Origin of the sequence: Labilithrix sp., assembly GCA_019637155.1 — a bacterium.
In the GTDB taxonomy this organism is placed as follows: domain Bacteria; phylum Myxococcota_A; class Polyangia; order Polyangiales; family Polyangiaceae; genus Labilithrix.
This window is the reverse complement of the sequence record JAHBWE010000005.1, coordinates 125,282-142,628: the sequence shown is the minus strand read 5'-3', so window position 1 is coordinate 142,628 and position 17,347 is coordinate 125,282. Positions and strand designations below refer to the sequence as shown.

General features: G+C 69.2%; 17 protein-coding genes and 1 tRNA gene. 3 read left to right on the top strand and 15 right to left on the bottom strand.

The annotated features are described in order from the left end of the window. Positions 1 to 21 precede the first annotated feature (21 nt). The 6 genes from KF837_11600 to KF837_11575 all read right to left on the bottom strand — a co-directional run bounded on the left by KF837_11600 (position 22) and on the right by KF837_11575 (position 4,902). Positions 22 to 1,272, bottom strand: a complete 1,251-nt coding sequence (locus KF837_11600) for a hypothetical protein (protein ID MBX3227955.1) — start codon at positions 1,270 to 1,272, stop codon at positions 22 to 24. Then, positions 1,272 to 2,387: a hypothetical protein gene (locus KF837_11595; protein ID MBX3227954.1), complete on the bottom strand. Its 1,116-nt coding sequence runs from the start codon at positions 2,385 to 2,387 to the stop codon at positions 1,272 to 1,274. Before KF837_11595 ends, KF837_11600 begins: the two co-directional genes overlap by 1 nt. A 580-nt stretch (positions 2,388 to 2,967) precedes the next feature. Next, positions 2,968 to 3,717 (bottom strand): hypothetical protein, encoded by a 750-nt coding sequence (locus KF837_11590; protein MBX3227953.1) that lies wholly within the window; start codon positions 3,715 to 3,717, stop codon positions 2,968 to 2,970. Positions 3,718 to 3,957: 240 nt separating this feature from the next. Then, positions 3,958 to 4,446, bottom strand: a complete 489-nt coding sequence (locus tag KF837_11585) for a hypothetical protein (GenBank protein ID MBX3227952.1) — start codon at positions 4,444 to 4,446, stop codon at positions 3,958 to 3,960. Positions 4,447 to 4,508: 62 nt separating this feature from the next. Then, positions 4,509 to 4,760, bottom strand: a complete 252-nt coding sequence (locus tag KF837_11580) for a hypothetical protein (GenBank protein MBX3227951.1) — start codon at positions 4,758 to 4,760, stop codon at positions 4,509 to 4,511. Between the two features lie 70 nt (positions 4,761 to 4,830). Next, positions 4,831 to 4,902: transfer RNA gene (locus KF837_11575), tRNA-Cys, on the bottom strand. Between the two features lie 287 nt (positions 4,903 to 5,189). On the opposite strand from KF837_11575, the gene KF837_11570 reads away from it, so the two are divergent. The 3 genes from KF837_11570 to KF837_11560 all read left to right on the top strand — a co-directional run bounded on the left by KF837_11570 (position 5,190) and on the right by KF837_11560 (position 7,923). Then, positions 5,190 to 5,378 carry a hypothetical protein gene (locus KF837_11570; protein MBX3227950.1) on the top strand — a complete coding sequence of 63 codons (189 nt, stop codon included), beginning with the start codon at positions 5,190 to 5,192 and terminating at the stop codon, positions 5,376 to 5,378. A gap of 103 nt (positions 5,379 to 5,481) precedes the next feature. Beyond that, the gene (locus tag KF837_11565) at positions 5,482 to 5,823 is read left to right on the top strand and encodes a histidine triad nucleotide-binding protein (GenBank protein MBX3227949.1); all 342 of its coding nucleotides are present in this window, start codon (positions 5,482 to 5,484) and stop codon (positions 5,821 to 5,823) included. A gap of 54 nt (positions 5,824 to 5,877) precedes the next feature. Further along, positions 5,878 to 7,923, top strand: a complete 2,046-nt coding sequence (locus tag KF837_11560; GenBank protein MBX3227948.1) for a hypothetical protein — start codon at positions 5,878 to 5,880, stop codon at positions 7,921 to 7,923. Here KF837_11560 and KF837_11555 read toward each other — a convergent pair whose 3' ends face one another. From KF837_11555 to KF837_11515, 9 genes are all read right to left on the bottom strand, one after another. Continuing rightward, positions 7,924 to 9,714, bottom strand: coding sequence for a BamA/TamA family outer membrane protein (locus KF837_11555; GenBank protein MBX3227947.1), 1,791 nt, complete (start codon positions 9,712 to 9,714; stop codon positions 7,924 to 7,926). Beyond that, positions 9,711 to 10,124, bottom strand: coding sequence for a hypothetical protein (locus KF837_11550; protein ID MBX3227946.1), 414 nt, complete (start codon positions 10,122 to 10,124; stop codon positions 9,711 to 9,713). The genes KF837_11555 and KF837_11550 overlap by 4 nt, the downstream gene beginning before the upstream one ends. Beyond that, positions 10,121 to 11,236, bottom strand: coding sequence for a peptide chain release factor 1 (gene prfA / locus KF837_11545; protein MBX3227945.1), 1,116 nt, complete (start codon positions 11,234 to 11,236; stop codon positions 10,121 to 10,123). Before prfA ends, KF837_11550 begins: the two co-directional genes overlap by 4 nt. 43 nt (positions 11,237 to 11,279) lie before the next feature. Then, a complete protein-coding gene (locus KF837_11540; GenBank protein MBX3227944.1) occupies positions 11,280 to 12,656 on the bottom strand; it encodes an alpha/beta fold hydrolase in 1,377 nt (458 codons plus the stop codon). 158 nt (positions 12,657 to 12,814) lie between these two features. Further along, on the bottom strand, positions 12,815 to 14,116 hold the full coding sequence (locus tag KF837_11535; protein MBX3227943.1) for a DUF1385 domain-containing protein: 1,302 nt from the start codon (positions 14,114 to 14,116) through the stop codon (positions 12,815 to 12,817). Between the two features lie 284 nt (positions 14,117 to 14,400). Continuing rightward, positions 14,401 to 14,652: a hypothetical protein gene (locus KF837_11530; protein MBX3227942.1), complete on the bottom strand. Its 252-nt coding sequence runs from the start codon at positions 14,650 to 14,652 to the stop codon at positions 14,401 to 14,403. 331 nt (positions 14,653 to 14,983) lie between these two features. Beyond that, positions 14,984 to 15,394: a 50S ribosomal protein L31 gene (gene rpmE, locus KF837_11525; protein ID MBX3227941.1), complete on the bottom strand. Its 411-nt coding sequence runs from the start codon at positions 15,392 to 15,394 to the stop codon at positions 14,984 to 14,986. A 110-nt stretch (positions 15,395 to 15,504) separates the two neighbouring features. Next, positions 15,505 to 16,026, bottom strand: a complete 522-nt coding sequence (ssb, locus tag KF837_11520) for a single-stranded DNA-binding protein (GenBank protein MBX3227940.1) — start codon at positions 16,024 to 16,026, stop codon at positions 15,505 to 15,507. A gap of 255 nt (positions 16,027 to 16,281) precedes the next feature. Then, entirely contained in the window at positions 16,282 to 17,346 is a 1,065-nt protein-coding gene (locus KF837_11515; protein MBX3227939.1) for a hypothetical protein, read from the bottom strand. Position 17,347 lies beyond the last annotated feature (1 nt).

Sequence of the window (17,347 nt, the reverse complement as noted above, 5' to 3'; positions counted from 1 at the left end):
GGACCGCGACGATACCCTCGTTCAGGACGCGGCGACGAGCACGAACGCGATGCTGGTCGCGAGCGACAAGAGCGGCAGCGACCACGCGAGGAAGTTGAACGCCTCCTGCTGGACGTAGCCGCCGAACCACCGCTTCGGGAGCTCGTAGCGGAAGAACGTGACGACGATGATGAGCGAGGTCGCCAGCGCCGCGTAGTTCAGGCCGAAGAGCCGCGTCACCGTGTTGTCGCCGCTCGCGAGGATCGGGTTCGCCGAGTAGATCGCGAAGGAGAGCGCGATTACGGAGAACAGGCCGCCGATGCCCATGTTCGCGAGCTCGAAGGCGTCGACCTCGAACCCGTCGTCGCTCGCCTTGTTCATCCAGAGCGCGAGGAGCGGGATCAGGAGCGACGCGATCAGCGGTACGAACACCGGCGCGATGGTGCCGGACGCGTCGCGATCGACGAAGAGCGTCGCCGTCACCGTCGCGTAGCGGTCGCCGTTCCAGCCGGCGACGGTGCCGTGGTGGAGGTCCACGAGGCCGAGGTCCCATCCGTCGAGCTCCGCGGTGCGCGCGGCGTGGCTGAAGTCGACGTCGTCCTTGTCGAACTCGAGGTTCACGTCGTCGACGGTGTCGTCGCGGACGATCATGTCGACGGAGAGCTTCTGGCGGTCGAAGGGGAACGCTTCGGTGTGGACGTGGATCTTGTATTTCCCCGTCGTGCGCGTGATCGACTCGACGTTGCCGTTCGGATAAATGCGCAGCCGGCGTCCGACGTACGGCCCGATCTCGAAGCGGTTCCGCGCCTCGACGTTGGGCGTCCAGATCTTGCCGAGCTGCTCCTCGGCCGCCTTGCCGACCGACTCGCGATAGCCGCGCAGCGTCTCCTTCGGCGGGAACGCGAGCCGCGGATCCGACCAGCGGAGCCGGACGTCGACCGTCGCCTCGTACTCCCCCTTCGCGTCGTCGAACGCCAGGACCTCGAGGAAGAACACGCCGACGTCGACGTGAACGGGGAGCCCGCGCCCGAGCGGGAGCGAGGTGAGCTCCTCCCCTTCCGCCGGCGCGGCCGCCGGCGCCTCGGCGTGAGGAGCGTCCTTCTTGTCGTCCTTCGTCTCGGCCTTCTCGTCGGCCTTCGCGTCCTTGACCGGTGCGGAGGACGCGAGCGGCGCGGGCTTCTCGCCGGGGCGGGCGCCCCTGCCCTTCGAGGGCAGGAGGACGAGCGCGACGCCAACGATGGTCGCGAGGATCGTGACCCACAGGACGCGCGAACGCGAACGCTTGCGGCGCATCACGAGCGCTTCCCGCGGAGCTTCTCGTAGCAGTCGGCGAGGACCCGCAGCTCGTCGCAGTAGTCCTCCGCCGGATCGGCCGGGCGCGCCTCGGCGCCGCTGGCGAGCTCCTTCATGCGCTCGGTGAGCGACGAGAGCGGCGCGAGGAGGAGCCCGCGGATCGAGATGATGACGGCGCCGCCGACGATCACGATGCCGACGAGCCCCGCGAGCATCTGCCACACGAGCGCGCGCCCGGCGGCGCTCTTGTCCGCGGCGAAGCTCGTCGCGAGCGCGACGACGCCGATCTGCTTGTTCGCGTAGTTGTAGACGGGCAGGACGTGGACGCCCCACGGCGCGCGCGAGGCCATCCGCTCGTAGCGACGGCCCTCGGTGATGTCGACGTCCTTGTCGCCGACGAGCGTGCTCATCAGCTCGGGGTGGGTCGCGTAGTACCGCATGTACTTACCGAAGCGGTTCTTCGGGATCATCACCTCGGGCTCGATGTCGGTCGCGATCTCGCGGAGCGTCTTCTCCTCGAAGTACACCGCGCCTTCGATCCCGTAGGCGGTCTTCAGGTCCTTCAGGACGGGGCCGAACTCGAGCCCCATCTCGAAGGTGCCGACGAACTGGCCCTTGTCGTCGAGCACCGGCACGATGGCGAAGATCGCGGGCCCGTTCTTCGTGATCGCGGTCCCCTTCCGGAGCGCCTTCTCGTGCTGCGCCTCGGACAGCATCGGACGGTACGGCGTCTGGTCGTCTCCGAACTTGTCGGGGGCGTGGAGGCGGAGGAACGTGACGCCGGGCGGCGTGTGGAACGCCGCCTGGTCCATCGCGTACTTCGCCTCGATCACCTTGAACATCGGGATCGTCTCGGCCTGGAGCGCGGCGCGGTCGCGCGCGGCGAACGCCTTCCGCACGCTCGCGACGTTCGCGACGAGCTCGGCGTCCGACGCCGCTTCGTCCTCGAAGGACTTGAGCTGGCTGACGAACGCGTCGCGCATCAGCTCGTAGTCCCCCTCGTGCGCGGAGTGGACGAGCCGCGACGTGAGCAGCTGGCCGACGCCGGTGATCGCCGCGATCACGAGGAACGCGACGGTGACGATGATGATGGGAGCGTTATGGAAGAAGCGCACCGCGCGAGACTCTTCGCGGCGCCCGGACGAGTCAAGACGGTAACCGCCGACGGGAGCGTCGAACGGCTCTACGGGTCTTCAGAGGCGCGGATCGGATTCGAACCGACGTATGACGGTTTTGCAACTAGATGCATTTTACACCTTATCGGACCATCGGAGCACAAAACCGTTCAAAATATGAGGTTTGATGCGTGACCTCGGTCACCCAGGACCATGCGGGTACTCCTGCAGGGTTTATACCGACGTAGTATTTCAACGTTTCCACGGAGTTGTGAGGGCTCGCGGGGCGTCGGGACCGTAGCCTACTTGGCCCATTTGGGCGCGGTCTCGTTCGACCGTGACGACGGCCTCCTCCGGAAAGCGCACGCGCTCACTCAGGCCCCGGGTCGTGGCAGCTCTGGGCACCCGAAGTGCCGTCGCGCCAGTTGGTACCCGACGTCGCTCGTGCACGCGAAGAAGGGGCCCTCCTCCCCGACGAAGGGCTCGGGCTACCATCAAGGTGCGGGCGTTCGGCGGCGGAGTTTGAGGAGGACGCGACAAGAGGCAGATCGAGCGTAGCGCGTCGGAAGCGTACGGCTGGCTACGGCTCCGCGGTCGATGCGACGGACTGGAACTCGGCCTGTCCGAGTAGCCACCGCGGCGACCCCGTCCGGCTCCGACCCGCGGGGTGGCGGAGACGGAGCAGGAGGACCTCACGCTCTCCATGCCGCGTGTCGATGTCGACGGTGTTCAGGAAGTGGCGGCAGGTCCCCGAGCACGAGCGGAAAGAGGTCGTCCTGACTTCCTTGAACGCGCCCGGCTTCTGCAGGGAGGCGCACGCGAAGGACCAGAACGGTTCGCCGATGATCGCGATGACGTCCGGCAACGCCCCGTGATCGGCCATCGCGTCGAGCTCGTCGTGCCACTGCGCAAGGTGGCGCTCGTAGTCGGCGGCCGATAGCTGGGCGGCCTGCTTGCCGACGGCCTCGTCAACGTAAATCTTCACGGCGTTCGTGAGGAAGATGGAGTCCATGCCCCGGAAGCGCTTGGAGGCGAACCAGTAGGGCGGCTGCGTGATGGCGTCACCCAGCGCCTTGAGGTCGCGCCACACTCCGCGCTGGTAGCGGTGGGTCTGCTCGACGAACCACCCGGCCAGCCACGACGGCGACTCCTTCCCACGGTCCTTCGGGCTCACGTAGGAGTTGATTCCCACCGCCAAGATCCGCAGGTCGCCGCTCTCCGGAACGCGAAACGCCTCACCGATGTGCGGATGGATCTGGCGCGGAGCATCGCGATCGTAGATCGCGTGGATCCTTTCCACGAAGGCGGTGGCCCTCACGTTCGCGCTCATCGCGAAGAGGATGCTCGCGGTGCGCGAAGAAGGAAAGCAGCAGAGACACCGTGCGACGACCGTCGTCGCAGCGGCGACCGTCAGGCCGTCGGCCCTCGGAGCACGGGGCAGTGCTCGGCCACGACGGTCGGAAACGCTCGCCGACGAAGAACACCCGCGCCGTCCGAGTCGACGTGAAAGACGAGCTGCGGCGTGCCGGTGCAGCGCGCGATTGATCGAGCGACCCTTCGTGGGCCGCTGCTAGGCCTTGGTCACCCGTTGCCACAGCTCCCGGACGCCGAGGTCGTCGAGCCATTTCTCGATGTACGCCCGGTCGAGCGCGTCGCCCTTCACGTCGAGGATGCCGCGGACGTCGCGGAGTTGCCGTTCGGACTCGCCGAGCTTGGCCCACTCGAGCTTCGCGAGGATCGTGTCCTCCGCCGACGCCACGTAGGCGTCGACGCCGAGCACCTGCATCGGAACGCGGCGGTCCATCTCCGAGCGGCTGAAGGGACGGGCCTTGCGGAAGATGAGGTCCGCCTTCCAGAAGGTCGCATTGTCGATGACGTTGAACTGGCTCCGGCGCTTGAACTCGTCCCTCGCGACGTCGGCGTCGAGGTAGACGTCGTCGCCCTTCATCGCGGCGAGGAACCGGTCGAGAGAATCGAATGTCGGGTCGATGACGATGTCGATGTCCTGGGTCGACCTCGGCGTCCCGTGGATGCCGCTGGCGAAGGAGCCAGCCAGCATGTGGGGCACCCCAGCCGAGTCGAGCGCCGCCACGAGGCGTGCGAGGAACCGACCCGGTTCGCTCACGCGGGCGTGACCGTGGTGCCGGGAAAGACGCGGCGAGCCACCTCCGGCCCGTAGACGAGGGCTACCAGGGCCCGGTCGACATCGGCGGTGTCGTAGTCGGGGTGGCGCTGACGGATCCCCTCGCGAGCGAGCTCACGCACCGTCTCGCTCAGCTCGGCGACGAGCTCGCTCTTCCTCGCCGGCGACATCTGCCGGTAGCCGCGGAGCTGCAGCTCGTACGCGTCCAGGCTCGTGTCGTGGGACCGCATCGTCGGTGCTCATCGGTGGCCGAAACCGATGCGCTTCGTGGACGAAACGCCTATTTTTCAGCCTCTCCGGAGGCGCGGATCGGATTCGAACCGACGTATGACGGTTTTGCAAACCGTTGCCTAACCACTTGGCTACCGCGCCACGCTGTCGTTTCAAGGCCCTGGGACGAAACGCGCCGTCTCGTGTGCCTCTTGGTATTTCGTGTATACCACAAGCAATTCAGAAGCCGTTTTGTTTCAACTCCTTGCGGCACCACGCGAAAGGTTTTGCAAACCGTTGCCTAACCACTTGGCTACCGCGCCGCGATTTGTGCCCAACTCGTGGCAGCGAGGGAAGACTTACCGGCTGCGGCGCCGGACGTCAACGGCGCCTTTTTCTTGACGGATGGGGCAAATCCGCAGGAAAACAGCGCCCTGGAGGCATCAATCATGAATAAGCTCTTCGTTCTTTGCGCCATCTCGGCGCTCGCGATGGCGTGCGGCGGCGGCGACAAGCCGGCCGACAACCCCACCACCACCAACACGACCACGACCTCGCCGCCGGCCGATACGGCTGCGCCGGCCGACTCGGCGGCCCCCGCCTCGTCGGCGGCCCCCGCGGCCGATCCGCCGAAGTAGTGGTCTCTTCACGCGAGCATTCGCGCGCATAGACACGGCCAAGAGGGCCTGGGTTTCTTCGGAACCCAGGCCCTCTTGGTTTCCTTGCAGTACGCTCGCGGCCATGGGCTGCCTGTTCTGCAACATCGTCGAGAAGAAGGTCCCCGCCGACGTCGTCCACGAGGACGACCACGTCCTCGCCTTCCGGGACATCCGGCCCGTCGCCCCGAAGCACGTCCTCGTCATCCCGAAGAAGCACCTCTCCGCGATCCACGACGCGGAGGCGGAGCACGCCGAGATGCTCGGGCAGGTGCTCGTCGCGGCGCGGAAGGTGGCCGAGAAAGAGGGGCTCGTGCGAGACGGCTTCCGGCTCGTCGTCAACGACGGCGAGCACGCGGGACAGACGGTATTCCACGTCCACGTCCACGTCCTCGGCGGCCGCGCGATGAGCTGGCCGCCCGGCTAGCCTGAATCGAACGGTTCGGGGTCCGTCCAACGCGAGATTCGGGGGAAGAAGTCTTTGGAGCGCGGCTCCTTTCATCGCGTCCTTGGTCTCGCCGGAGCGCTGTTCCTCCTGAACGGCTGCGGGGCGCACACCCAGAACGTCCGCGCGTTCCGCGCCTACGCGAACGAAGACCCGAACGTGAAGGTCTCGATCGACCGGGTCGAGGACGTGGCGGTCACGCTGCAGCTCGTCGACCGCATCCTCACCGGAACGAGCTACACGCCGGGAGACATGTGGCCCCGGCGCCTCGGCATGACCGACGCGCAGTTCCGGGAGGTCAAGGACGTCCTCCGGAAGAAGTACCCGTACAAGGACCTCGACGACGTCGAGATCCCGATCTTGAAATGCTACCGGCTCCACATCGAGCGCACGATGGCCGAGTACGGGCCGCCGCCGGAGAAGGGCACGTACCCCTCGCTCCTCGACGCGGTCGGCTCGCTGAACCCGCGCGACGCCGACATCAAGAAGCACTGGATCGCGTACCGCGACGCCGCCGATCGCCTCGCCGACGCGGTCGACGAAGAGGACCGCGTCGCGCGCGAGCTCGGCGGCCTCCCCACCGCGCAGCAGAAGGCGCGCGCGAACGAGCTCGCGATCACGCGCGACAAGGTCGCCCGCGCGAAGGGCGAGCTCCTCGCCGCCACCGACGACATCAACCGAGACTCCGAGAACCTCCTCGCCGACGCCCAGCTCGCGAGCGCGGACAAGCAGCAGATCGCGCGCGACGCGTTCTACGCGCTCTCGGTCGCGTTCCGGATCGAGCTCGAGGCGCTCGCCCTCATCCCCATCATCGTGATCCAGACCGTGCGCGGGCTCCCGACCGCGCCGCGCGACCTCACCTTCAAGACCAACCTGAAGATCGTGCGTCAGGTCTGGCAGATGCCGTCCTACGTCATCGGGATCAAGAACGCGCTCACGCGCCAGGCCGAGCTCCTCGACAAGATGACGTCGAGCCTCGCGAAGGCGCTCGCGACCGACGTCGACGAGAGCCCCGGCTTCGAGCTCACCGAGAGCGTGGTCGATCAGATCGTCGGCATCACGCTCGACTCGTTCCGCGTCGACCTCAAGACCGGCGGCGACGTGACGATCTTCACCTCGATCGGCGAGGCCGACCGAAAAGGCGACAACGTCGACTTCCGCGGCCGTCGCTTCAAGCTCGATTACCGCGTCGATCCCATCATCCTCGCGAGCGCGCGCCTCGACGTCGTCTTCGACTGGATCCGCCTGCCGGGCGCGGCGAACCTCGCCTTCGGCTACTCGACCGATCGGGTGTGGAAGAGCGGCGGCTCGGTCACGACGAGCTCGTTCACGGAGCAGCTCGGCATCACCGGCGTCGCGAGCGACATCATCGACGCCGGCCTCGGCCTCCTCGGCGTCCGCACGAGCGTGCGCGTCGCGGACTTCACCGCCGGCGAGCTGCGCCAGGTCCAGGCGACGAACGTAGAGAACGCGGTCGCCTCCGCGCCGCTGAAGCTGAAGATGACCCAGATCGACGTCGGCTACGACCTCTTGTGGCTGATCGAGAACGAGTACATCAAGGCGCACACGGAGGAGATCGTCGTCGGCGCGCGCTACTACCAGTACACGCTGCCGCGCATCGTCTACGAGCTACAGGACGACGGCGGCGGCCGCTTCACCTACCGGCGCGAGACGCCGGCGCAGCCGGTCGAGAGCCGCTTCTACATGCTCGGCGGCAACGTCCGCTTCGGCGTCGGCGACGCGCCGCGGTGGTCGCCGTACCTCGACCTCGGCTTCTACGGCGGCGGCGGCCCGACCGGCTTCTACTTCACGCCCGATCCGCTCCTGCCCGACGGCCCGCGCGACAACGCGCGCGAGGCCGCGTTCGGCCTCAACGGCCTCGGCGCGCTCGGCCTCCGGCTCCGCCTCCTCCCGCGCGGCAGCCGCGTGCGCCTCGACCTCCGCGCCGAGTACCGCGGCAGCCTCATCTACACGATCGTGAACCGCGACACGACGAGCCCCGAGGGCCGCGCGCTCCGAACCGATTTCGGCCAATTCGACATCTTCCATGGACCATCGCTCTCGCTCCGCGGCGCGCTGTAGCTACTGCCCGAGCGCGCCGGTGCCGATCGGGTTGGCCAAGCTGTTCCAGCCGTCGGGGGTGCGCGCGGCGAAGGCCTGCTCGAGCGCGAAGTAGAAGCCGATTGGGCCCGCGCCCTCCGCGCGCTGGATCGGGAAGCCGACGTCGAAGCGGATCACCTGGCGATCGAGCTGCGGCAGCACGAGTCGCAGGCCGACGCCGGCGGAGCTCTTCGGGCGGAGCGGCCAGCCGTCGGTCGCGTCGGCGACGTCGAAGAAGAGCGCGCCCCCGAGCTGGCTCGCGAGGACGTGGAGCGGGCGCGTCCGCAGCTCCGTGCTCACCGCGACGAGGTTCGCGCCGAGGAGCACGCCGCTCGGTTGCCCGCGGAGCCGGCTCTCGCCGCCGACGGTCGAGCGGATGTTGAGGTAGTTGGCGGGCCGCACGATCGCGAGCCCGTCGACGACGACGCGGCCGAGGAAGAAGCGCGGGCTGTAGAGCTGCGCGTTGCCGGCGTGGACGCGCACCGGAAGGTCGCTGGTCTGCGCCTCGACCAGCGTCTCCGCCGTGACGCGCCCGAGGCCGTCCTTCCCCAGCCGGACGGAGTACTGCGCGTAGGCGGAGAGCCCGAGGAAGCTCCGCGTCGAGCCGAGCGCGCGGAGGACGGGATACGCCCGCAGCGTCACGTCGTAGCCGAGGCGGTAGTCCTCGCCGAGGCCGAGCGTGTCGAGGTCGTGCGTGCGCATGAAGCGGCTCTCGTAGAACTTCGCCTCGACGTAAGGCGCCGCGCGCGTGTCGCTCGTCGGCGTGCGGAGGCGCCGGTAGTCCGCCGCGAACGCCGCGCCGTGGAAGCGCGGGTCGTAGCCCTGGTACTCCCGCACGTTGACCTCCGCCCCCACCACGAGGTCGTTCTTCCGCGCGAGCCCGTACGAGCGCGTGAGCTGCCCGTTCTGGGTGAAGCTCCGCGCGCGGTACGCGTCGGGGAAGCGCTCGATCTCGGGCGTCGACGGCGCGTCGAACGTCGCGACCTCGGCGTTGAGGTAGCGCCGCCGGATCTCGTTGCGCCACGCCGTGCTCATCGCCCAGTACCACGGCTGCCGCGCCGAGAGCTGCGGCTGCCGGACGACGGCCGACCCGTAGCTGCCTTCGACGTGCCCGTGATCGCGGTTCAGGATGACGTTCCCGTCGGCCGCGAAGTACAGCGCGCGCGCGGCGAGGCGCGGGACGTAGAGGCCGCCGCCGAACATGATCGTCGCGGGGAAGAGCTCGAAGCGACCGAAGACGGAGTCGAAGGTGCCGAAGACGTTGCGCTCGATCGGCTCGATGCGGAGGCGATCGATGCCCTTCGGACCGACGCCGAAGTCCGACTGCGCGCGGAGGCTCCAGACGTCCTTCGTCACGATGAGGAGCCGCACGCGATCGGGCGCGCTGCCCTTCGTCGGGGTCGCGATGACGAGGGAGAGCTGGCGGAACGTGCGGAGCACGCGCGTCGTGTCGTCGACGAGGTACTGCCGGTACGGCTCGCCGATCTTCAGCAGCACCTCGCGCCGGATCACGCCCGTCCGCGTCGTCACGTGGAACATGTTGAGGAGGCCCGGCGCCGGATCGCGCGCCTCGATCACCTCGAGCGGCACGACGTCGACGCCCTCGAGGATCTTCCCCTCCGGCTCGAGCTCCAGCGCCGATCCGAACCGCGCGATCGCCTGATCGAGCGACTCGTCCTCGTACTTCGAATGCTTCGCCGGCGTCGTCGACTGCGCGGAGGCGCGCGTCGCGATCATGCACGAGAGCAGGCTCGCTCCGAGCCAGCGCTTCACTCGGGCTTCATCAGCTTCGCGAGGCGCTTCGCGACGAGGTCCCGATCGGACTCCTCGCAGGGGAGCACGGACACGTGCGCGCGCTCCGCGATCGTCCGCAGCGCCGCGAGCTCCGCGCTCGTGAGCTCGACGACGCGCGTGAGGCTCACCGCGAGGACGACGTAGCGGAGCGTCCACGCGTCGTCGCCGCTCGGCGTGAGGGTGACCGAGGTGGCGCGCGCGAGCTGGGGGACGATCCCGCGCACCGTCGCCGCGCGCTTACGCGCCTTCTGCGCGGCGGCGCTCTCGAAGAAGTCGAACATGCGGTTCCGCGCGTAGACGCCGGGCGCGACGATCATCGCCACGACGACGGCCTCGAGCTCGGGCAGCGCGGGGCGCGGCGGAGGGGGCGAGGACGGACGCGCGCTCAAAGGTCGTCCTCGTCACCACCGCTCATGAAGAGCCCGGCCGCGGTCCCGCCGTTGACCTGGTTGAGGAGCGCGGCTTGGCGGTAGGTCCGGAGCGCGGTGACGATCTCCTCGAGGTCCCCCTCGACGATGCGATCGAGCTTGTTGATCGTGAGCTTGATGCGGTGGTCGCTCACGCGGTTCTGCGGGTAGTTGTAGGTCCGGATCTTCTGGCTCCGCTCCCCCGTCCCGACCATCCCGCGCCGCTCGGCCGAGAGCGCGGCCTCCTGCTTCTCGCGCTCGATGTCGAGGAGGCGGCTCTTCAGGACCTTCATCGCCTTCGCTTTGTTCTTCAGCTGCGAGCGCTCGTCCTGGCACTTGACGATGAGGCCGGTCGGCTTGTGCTGGATCTGGACCGCGCTGTTCGTCGTGTTGACGCCCTGCCCGCCGGGCCCGCCGCTCGCCGCGATCGAGATCTCGAGGTCCTTCTCGTCGATCTGGACGTCGACGTCGTCGGCCTCGGGCAGCACCGCGACGGTGGCGGTCGAGGTGTGGATGCGCCCCTGCGTCTCGGTCGCGGGCACGCGCTGGACGCGGTGGACGCCGCCTTCGTAGCGGAGGCTCGAGTACACGTCCTTCCCGCTCACGAGCGCGATGACCTCCTTGTAGCCGCCGGTCGCGCTCTCGCTCATCGAGAGGAGCTCGATCGACCAGCCTAACGTCTCCGCGTAGCGCGTGTACATGCGGAACAGATCGGCCGCGAAGAGGGCGGCCTCTTCCCCGCCCTCGCCGCCGCGGATCTCGAGGATGACGTTCTTCTTGTCGTTCGGATCGCTCGGGAGGAGGAGGACCTGGATCTCTCCCTCGAGGGTGGCGAGCGCGGTCCGGAGCTCGGGGATCTCGGCCTCGACGAGCTCGCGGAGCTCGGGATCGGCGAGCGCCTCTTCGTCCTCCTTGAGCTTCTTCTCGGTCTCGCGATAGCGGCCGAACGCGGCGACGAGCGCCTCGAGGTCGCTTCGTTCCTTCGTCAGTTTTCCGAGCTGGTTGCGGTCGCCGAGCACGTCGGGCCGGCACATGAGCTCGTCCAGCTCGGCGTAGCGCCGGGTGAGCTGCTCGAGCTTCTCGACAGGGAGCATGAAGACTCCAGCCTACCACGCTCCTTTCGCGCTCATCTCGCGCTCATCGCAGCTCGATGAAGAGGTCGGTCGTGGCGCCGAGGTCCGAGCTCGAGCAGCGATCGATCGCGCACTGCGGGTCGAGCGGCGCGCCCGGGTCGGCGAAGAACCGCGTGACGAGGGAGCCGAAGCAGTCGCGCGCGCTCTGCTCGATGCCGTGGCCGGAGCAGGTGAAGCGAACGAGCTGGGAGCGCGAGAAGCGCGGCTGATCGGCGATCACGTCCTCGACCGGGGTGGGGTGGTCGAGGTCGCCGGCGAGGAAGAGCGTGGGGATCGCGGTCGACACCGGCACCGCGAGCTCTTCCTGCGGCACGGTCGGCGCGGGGAGCGCGTCGCACGTCCGCCGCAGCTCGCCGTACGCCTCGACGACGTCGACCCGAGCGTCGGGCTCGAAGAGGCCCTCCGTCGCGGCCTCGAGCCCTTCGCGCGTCCAGTTGCGGGTGAGGTCGTAGCAGTTGACGACGTTGCTCGTCGTGTAGGCGATGCCGTCGACGCTGACCGCGCGTCCGAGGTACGCGCGCGCGGGGCGTCCCCTCACCGTCGTCCCGTCGAGGAACGCGTCGAGCTCGCCGCGGTTCGCGTGCCACACCGCGCGCACGAGCAAGACCGCGTTCGGCACGAAGTAGAGCGCGCCGGTGAGCGCGGCGCGCATGGTCTCCTCGGAGTCGACGAGCACGCCGTCGGCGAGCACGACCGGCATGGTCTTCGCGCTTTCCACGAGTTTCCCGATCTCCGCCGCGGGGTCGAACGCGGGGTAGCGCTCGGCGCAGGTGGGGTTCGCGGCGCACGCGTCCTTCAGCCACGCGTTGAACGCGTCGACCTTGGCGCCGCGGCGGCGGAACTGATCGAAGGCGCGGTACGGCCGTCCGGTCAGCGCGGGCGACTCGAGGAGCAGCGCCTCGACGCTCTCGGGGTGGAGGCGCGCCACCGTCGCGGCGAGGTACGCGCCGTAGGAGCCTCCCCAGAGGAGGACCTTCGGCACGCCGAGGGCGCGGCGCACGGCGTCGACGTCGTGCGCGCTCTCGATCGTGTTGAACCCTTCGATGCGAACGCCCTCGCGCGCGTATTTCTCCGTGCACGCGCGGAACGCCGCTTCGCTCGCCGGGTTGGCGGGGTTGATCCCGCAGTCGAGCGCGGGCGAGGAGAGCGCGTTGCCGCGCTGCTCGAGGAGGATCACGTCGCGCTCGAAGAGGCGCGCGTACCGCTCCGCGAACCCGCCCTGCGCGAACGACCGCACGGTGCCGCCGGGGCCGCCTTGGAGGAAGACGACGGGCGCCCGCCCCGGCTCGCCGCCGCGCGCCCGTCCCGGCTCGCCGCCGCGCGCGCGCATGACGCGGAGCCCGAGCTTCGGACCTGCCGGGTCGGCGTGGGCCTGCGGCACGCGCAGCGTCTCGCAGCCGAGGGTCGAGTCCTCGTCGAGGTCGAGGTCGGGGCACGGCCCGCTCGCGAAGTCGCCGGGCGGCGGGTCGGCGCTCGAGCAGGCGGCGCCGAGCGCGCACGCGAACGCGACGGCGAGCAGCGAGGCGGCGCGGACCAGGATCAGGCGGCGCGGCGGAGCTGGGGCGAGGTCATGAGCGCGTCGAAGTCCTTGTAGCGGACGTCGCCGCCGGACTTCACGTCCTCGCCGGACTCACGGAAGAGGGTGACGCGCAGCGACGCGAGCGCGACCTCGAGCTGGTCGTCGTCGGGCTCGATCGTGGTGATCTTCTGGCAGAGGAAGCCGGGCCAGAGGAGCGCGCGGAGCGGCCCCGTCGTGCAGTGCCGCGCGAAGAAGCGCTGGATCTCGAACGTCACCGCGGCGATGAGGGGGAGGAACGGGAGCTTCTCGAGGAAGAAGACGACGTTGTCGAGGGCGGCGTTGCCGGTCGAGATCTTCGGGAGGAACCCGCCCACGGCGGTGAACACGAGGATCGAGACCATCGCGACCATGACGAGGAAGGTGGTCCCGCAGCGCGGGTGCAGCGTCGTGTGCTTCTTCGCGTTCTCGACCGTGAGCGCTTCGTTGTGCTCGTAGGTGGTGATCGTCTTGTGTTCGGCGCCGTGGTACTGGAACACGCGGCGGATGTCGGCGAACACGTTGCGGACGAGCAAGAGGTAGCCGATCACGATCGTGAGCTTGAACGCGCCGGTGAGCGCCTGGAACCCGGGCGACTGCACGTCGAGGTTCAGGTGGAGGAGCCGATTCACCCCCGCCGCCGCGGCCTGCGGCAGCGCGATCATGAACCCGACCATGAGGACGAGCATCATCGTCATGGGGGCGCGCGAGCCCTTCTTCTCGTCTCTCGGCGGCTCGACGACGAGCGCGTTCTTGCGGTACGGATCGTCGCCCTCGGCCGCCTTCTCCGCGGAGCTCGACGCGGCGGGCGCCGCCCCCGACGTCGCCTCCGACGTCGTGAGCAGGAACAGCGTGTAGCCGATCGCTCGCAGCGCGTTGAGCGCGCCGCTGCCGGCGGTCTTCACCGCCGCTTTACCCTTCTCCGTCGTTTTACCCTTTTCCGTCGCCTTCGCGGCGGCGTCGCCGGCCTTGGCCTTCGCCCTGGCTTGCTCGGCCTCTTCCGCCTCCATGTCGCGCTCCATCTGTTCGGCGGAGAAGCGGAGCGACTCGCTGCCGAGGCGGAGGCTCTCGACGAGCGAGGCGATGCCGCGAGCGAGGGGGAGCTTGGCGAAACCCTTCCGTTCCTCGCCCACGGTCATGGCGCGTTCGCGGACGTGGAGCGAGCCGTCCCGGCGGCGGACGACGATCGCGAAGGAGGTGGGCGCGCGCATCATCACGCCTTCGAGGACGGCCTGGCCCCCAATGTAAGGACGAGCGGGCGTACCAATCGGAGCGGCGTCAGACATCGGCTGTCTACTCTACGCACCAGCGGCCTTCTCGGCTACTCACCCACCGGCCTTTCCGCCCCAAAAGCCCCACGCTCCCGCTGACCAGCCCCGCGCCCTGCAACCTCGCGCGCCTGGACATCTCGCAACTCGGGCCCACGCGCTTGGGCGCACCTCCCTCGCCACTCGGCCTCCTCCCCACTCGGACGCACGCACCTGGGGGCCGTCCTCGCCACTCGGGCCTCACACGCCTTCGCCGCCCGGCGGGAGGGCGGCCCCGGCGTCCGACGCGGCGAGGCCGTGAATCAGCCTTCGGCGGGGACTCGGCGGCCCGGCTCGGTGGCGGCGGCCTCGGCGGCCGGCGCGGCGACGCCACGAATCAGCCTTCGGCGGGAGCTCGGCGGGGCGGCCTCGGCGGAGCCGCGAAGAGCGACGCCCTCGCCCAGCGAGAGCGTCGGGCGACGCTCATGCTGCGACGCGTGTGTGACCAGCGGCGCGAGGCTCATGCTGGACGCCCCCCGGTGTGTGACCAGCGAGAACGTCGGGGCGAGGCTCATGCTGCGGCGCCCTCCCCGGTGTGTGTCCAGCGAGAGCGGGGACGAGGCTCATGCAACGATGCTCTCGCCGGTGCGTGTGACCAGCGAGAGCGTCGGCCGAGGCTCATCTCATGCAGCAACGCCCTCGCCGGTGTGTGTGACCAGCGAGAGCGTCGGCCGAGGCTCATCTCATGCAGCAACGCCCTCGCCGGTGTGTGTGACCAGCGAGAGCGTCGGGCCGAGGCTCATGCTACGACGCCCTCCCGGTGGTGCGTGACCAGCGTCGGGGGGCGCGAGCTTCGGATCAGCCTTCAGTCGGCGGGGCTCGGCGCCCGTGCCGCGAGGCTGTGAATCAGCCCTCGGCGGGCGGGGCGTCGGCGGGCGGCGCGGCGGCCTCGGCGGCGGCGGGCTCGGCGGAGGCCGCGGGGGCCTCGGCCTTCTTTTCCTTCTTCGGCTTCGGGGGCTCGGCGGCCTTCTTGGCCTCGCGCTCGGCCTTGGCGGCGGCGGCCTCCTTGAGGCTCTTCTCCTGCGCGGCCTGGCCGGCGGCCTTCGTGTCGACCTTCTTCTCGTCGCCGTAGCGCTTGCGGAAGCGGTCGACACGACCGGCAGCGTCGATGAGCTTCTGCGTGCCCGTGTAGAACGGGTGGCAAGCGGCGCAGACGTCGACCTGGAAGTCGCCGCGCGTCGAACGGGTAACGAACGTGTTCCCGCACGCGCAGCTCACGGTCGCGGGCGGATACTCGGGATGAATGCCTTCACGCATGACGAACCTCTTCGAAGCTCCCTCGTCCTCGAGCGAAAAAGGCTCGTTTGGAGGAAGGGTTGGCTTTCATAGTCGACCCCCCAGCCCCAATGCAAGCGCAGCCGCCGCCGTCAGAACGGGATGTCGTCGTCGCCGCCGGGGAAGTCGCCGTAGTCGTCGACCGGGGGCGGCTCCGGGCTCTGCTGCGGACGCCCGCCACCGCCACCGCCACCGCCGCCACCACCGCTGCTGCGCGGGGGTCGCCGCTCGAAGCCACCACCCCCACCGCCACCGCCGCCGCCCTCGAAGTCGCCGCCGCCCTTGCCGCGGCCGCCGAGGATGATGTTGTTCGCGATGATCTCCGTGCGGTAGCGCTTCTCGCCGTCCTTCTCGTAGCTCGACGTCTGCAGCCGGCCTTCGACGAAGATGCGCTCCCCCTTCTGCAGGAAACGCGAGAGCGCCTCACCACGCTTGCCCCACATCGTCACGGAGTGCCACTCGGTGCGCTCCTGACGCGTGTTGCTCTTGTCGAGGTAGCTCTCGGTCGTGGCGAGACGGAGCTTCAGGAGCGCCTGGCCCCCGGCCGTCATCTTCAGCTCGGGATCCGCGCCGAGGTTCCCGAGCAACATGACCTTGTTCAGACCTTCCGCCATCTCTCCTCCTGATGGGGCTCCGCCCCATGCCCCGATCTTTCGCCGTTCGCTGCGCTACCGGCTCAAGATGAATGGGGGCTGCCGCCCCCCTCACCCCCCGCTTTGCGGGGCGGCCCCAGCTTGGTGGGGTGTAGGCGAGCGGCGTGGGCGCGCATCTGTACGCACCGGGAGGCGGCTGTCAACGGTGGACGGTACGTTTGTGCAGTAGTGCACAGGTCATGCACAGGAAGCGCACAGGATGCTTACGGGTTTTGCCTACTTCGCGAGCTCGACCGTGTGCTTCGACGTCTGCGTCTCGGTGATGAGCTGCTTCGGCTGGCCGCCCTGCGCGGGGACCTCGACCTTCTGGTTGATCGTGAGCTCGCCCTCGACCTTGCTCGCCGGCGCGTTGAACTTGGTCTGGTACGTGTACTTTCCCTTGCCGTCGACCTCGATGAAGACGGTCCCGCCCTTCGTCTGCTGCGCGCGACGCGGGACCTTCACCTCGATCTCCGCCTCGATGACGCCGCCATCGGCCGCGAGCTCCTTCGCCGCGAACTTCTTCGTCCCGAGGTCGGGCTCGCCCGGACGCGTGGAGCCCGGGAGCTCCCACTTCGCGCCGGTGCCGATCGGAGCCTCCGGCAGCGGCGCGACGAGGAGCTGCGCCGCCTGGCTCAAGCCCTGGAGGACGCTCTGGAAGAGGCGCGCCTCGTCCTGACTCCGCACCTGCGGCGGCGCTCCGAACTGCACCTCCCCCGCCTCGCCCTGGGGCGACACGTCGAACACGCCCGCGAGGTTGTTGAGACCGGCGAGGAGCGGCGCGAGCTGCGGAGGCGCGCCGGGGATCTCCACCTTCGTGAGCTTCAGCTCCATCGCCGTGCCCTCCTTCTTCACCTGCTTCGGCGTGAGGTCGAGATGGAGCTTGAAGGTGACCTCCTGCGGCGGCGCCGTCTGTCCTCCCATCGAGCCCGACGTGCTCTGCGAGATCGTGAGGAGGCGCTTCTCGACCCGCCCCTGCACGAAGGTGTACTTGCGCGCGGCCTTCGGATCCGCGCCGGGATCGGTGACCTTCAGGTTGTCGGGCGCGCCTCCTGCGTTCGGATCGCCCGGCTCCGCGCCGCCCGCGACCTCCGCGAGGCCGCCCTCGATCCCGGCGTCGCGCGCGCGCACGCCGAGCGGCGCGCCGGTGGAAGGGATGAAGTCGTTGAAGACGAGGTCCGACGGGACCGGCGTCGGCTCGGACTTCTTCGTCTCCTCCGGCTTCGGCTTGTCCTTGTCGCAGCCGGCGGCGGCGAGCACGAGGACGATGAAGAGCGCCCGGAAGGAGGAATGCGTACGCATC

Bases quoted from the DNA above. Each gene is read 5' to 3' on its own strand.
- KF837_11600 (MBX3227955.1), bottom strand. From the start codon at position 1,272: ATGCGCCGCAAGCGTTCGCGTTCGCGCGTCCTGTGGGTCACGATCCTC.
- KF837_11590 (MBX3227953.1), bottom strand. From the start codon at position 3,717: ATGAGCGCGAACGTGAGGGCCACCGCCTTCGTGGAAAGGATCCACGCG.
- KF837_11585 (MBX3227952.1), bottom strand. From the start codon at position 4,446: ATGCTGGCTGGCTCCTTCGCCAGCGGCATCCACGGGACGCCGAGGTCG.
- KF837_11580 (MBX3227951.1), bottom strand. From the start codon at position 4,760: ATGCGGTCCCACGACACGAGCCTGGACGCGTACGAGCTGCAGCTCCGC.
- KF837_11570 (MBX3227950.1), top strand. From the start codon at position 5,190: ATGAATAAGCTCTTCGTTCTTTGCGCCATCTCGGCGCTCGCGATGGCG.
- KF837_11565 (MBX3227949.1), top strand. From the start codon at position 5,482: ATGGGCTGCCTGTTCTGCAACATCGTCGAGAAGAAGGTCCCCGCCGAC.
- prfA (MBX3227945.1), bottom strand. From the start codon at position 11,236: ATGCTCCCTGTCGAGAAGCTCGAGCAGCTCACCCGGCGCTACGCCGAG.
- KF837_11535 (MBX3227943.1), bottom strand. From the start codon at position 14,116: ATGTCTGACGCCGCTCCGATTGGTACGCCCGCTCGTCCTTACATTGGG.
- KF837_11530 (MBX3227942.1), bottom strand. From the start codon at position 14,652: ATGAGCCTCGCCCCGACGTTCTCGCTGGTCACACACCGGGGGGCGTCC.
- rpmE (MBX3227941.1), bottom strand. From the start codon at position 15,394: ATGCGTGAAGGCATTCATCCCGAGTATCCGCCCGCGACCGTGAGCTGC.
- ssb (MBX3227940.1), bottom strand. From the start codon at position 16,026: ATGGCGGAAGGTCTGAACAAGGTCATGTTGCTCGGGAACCTCGGCGCG.
- KF837_11515 (MBX3227939.1), bottom strand. From the start codon at position 17,346: ATGCGTACGCATTCCTCCTTCCGGGCGCTCTTCATCGTCCTCGTGCTC.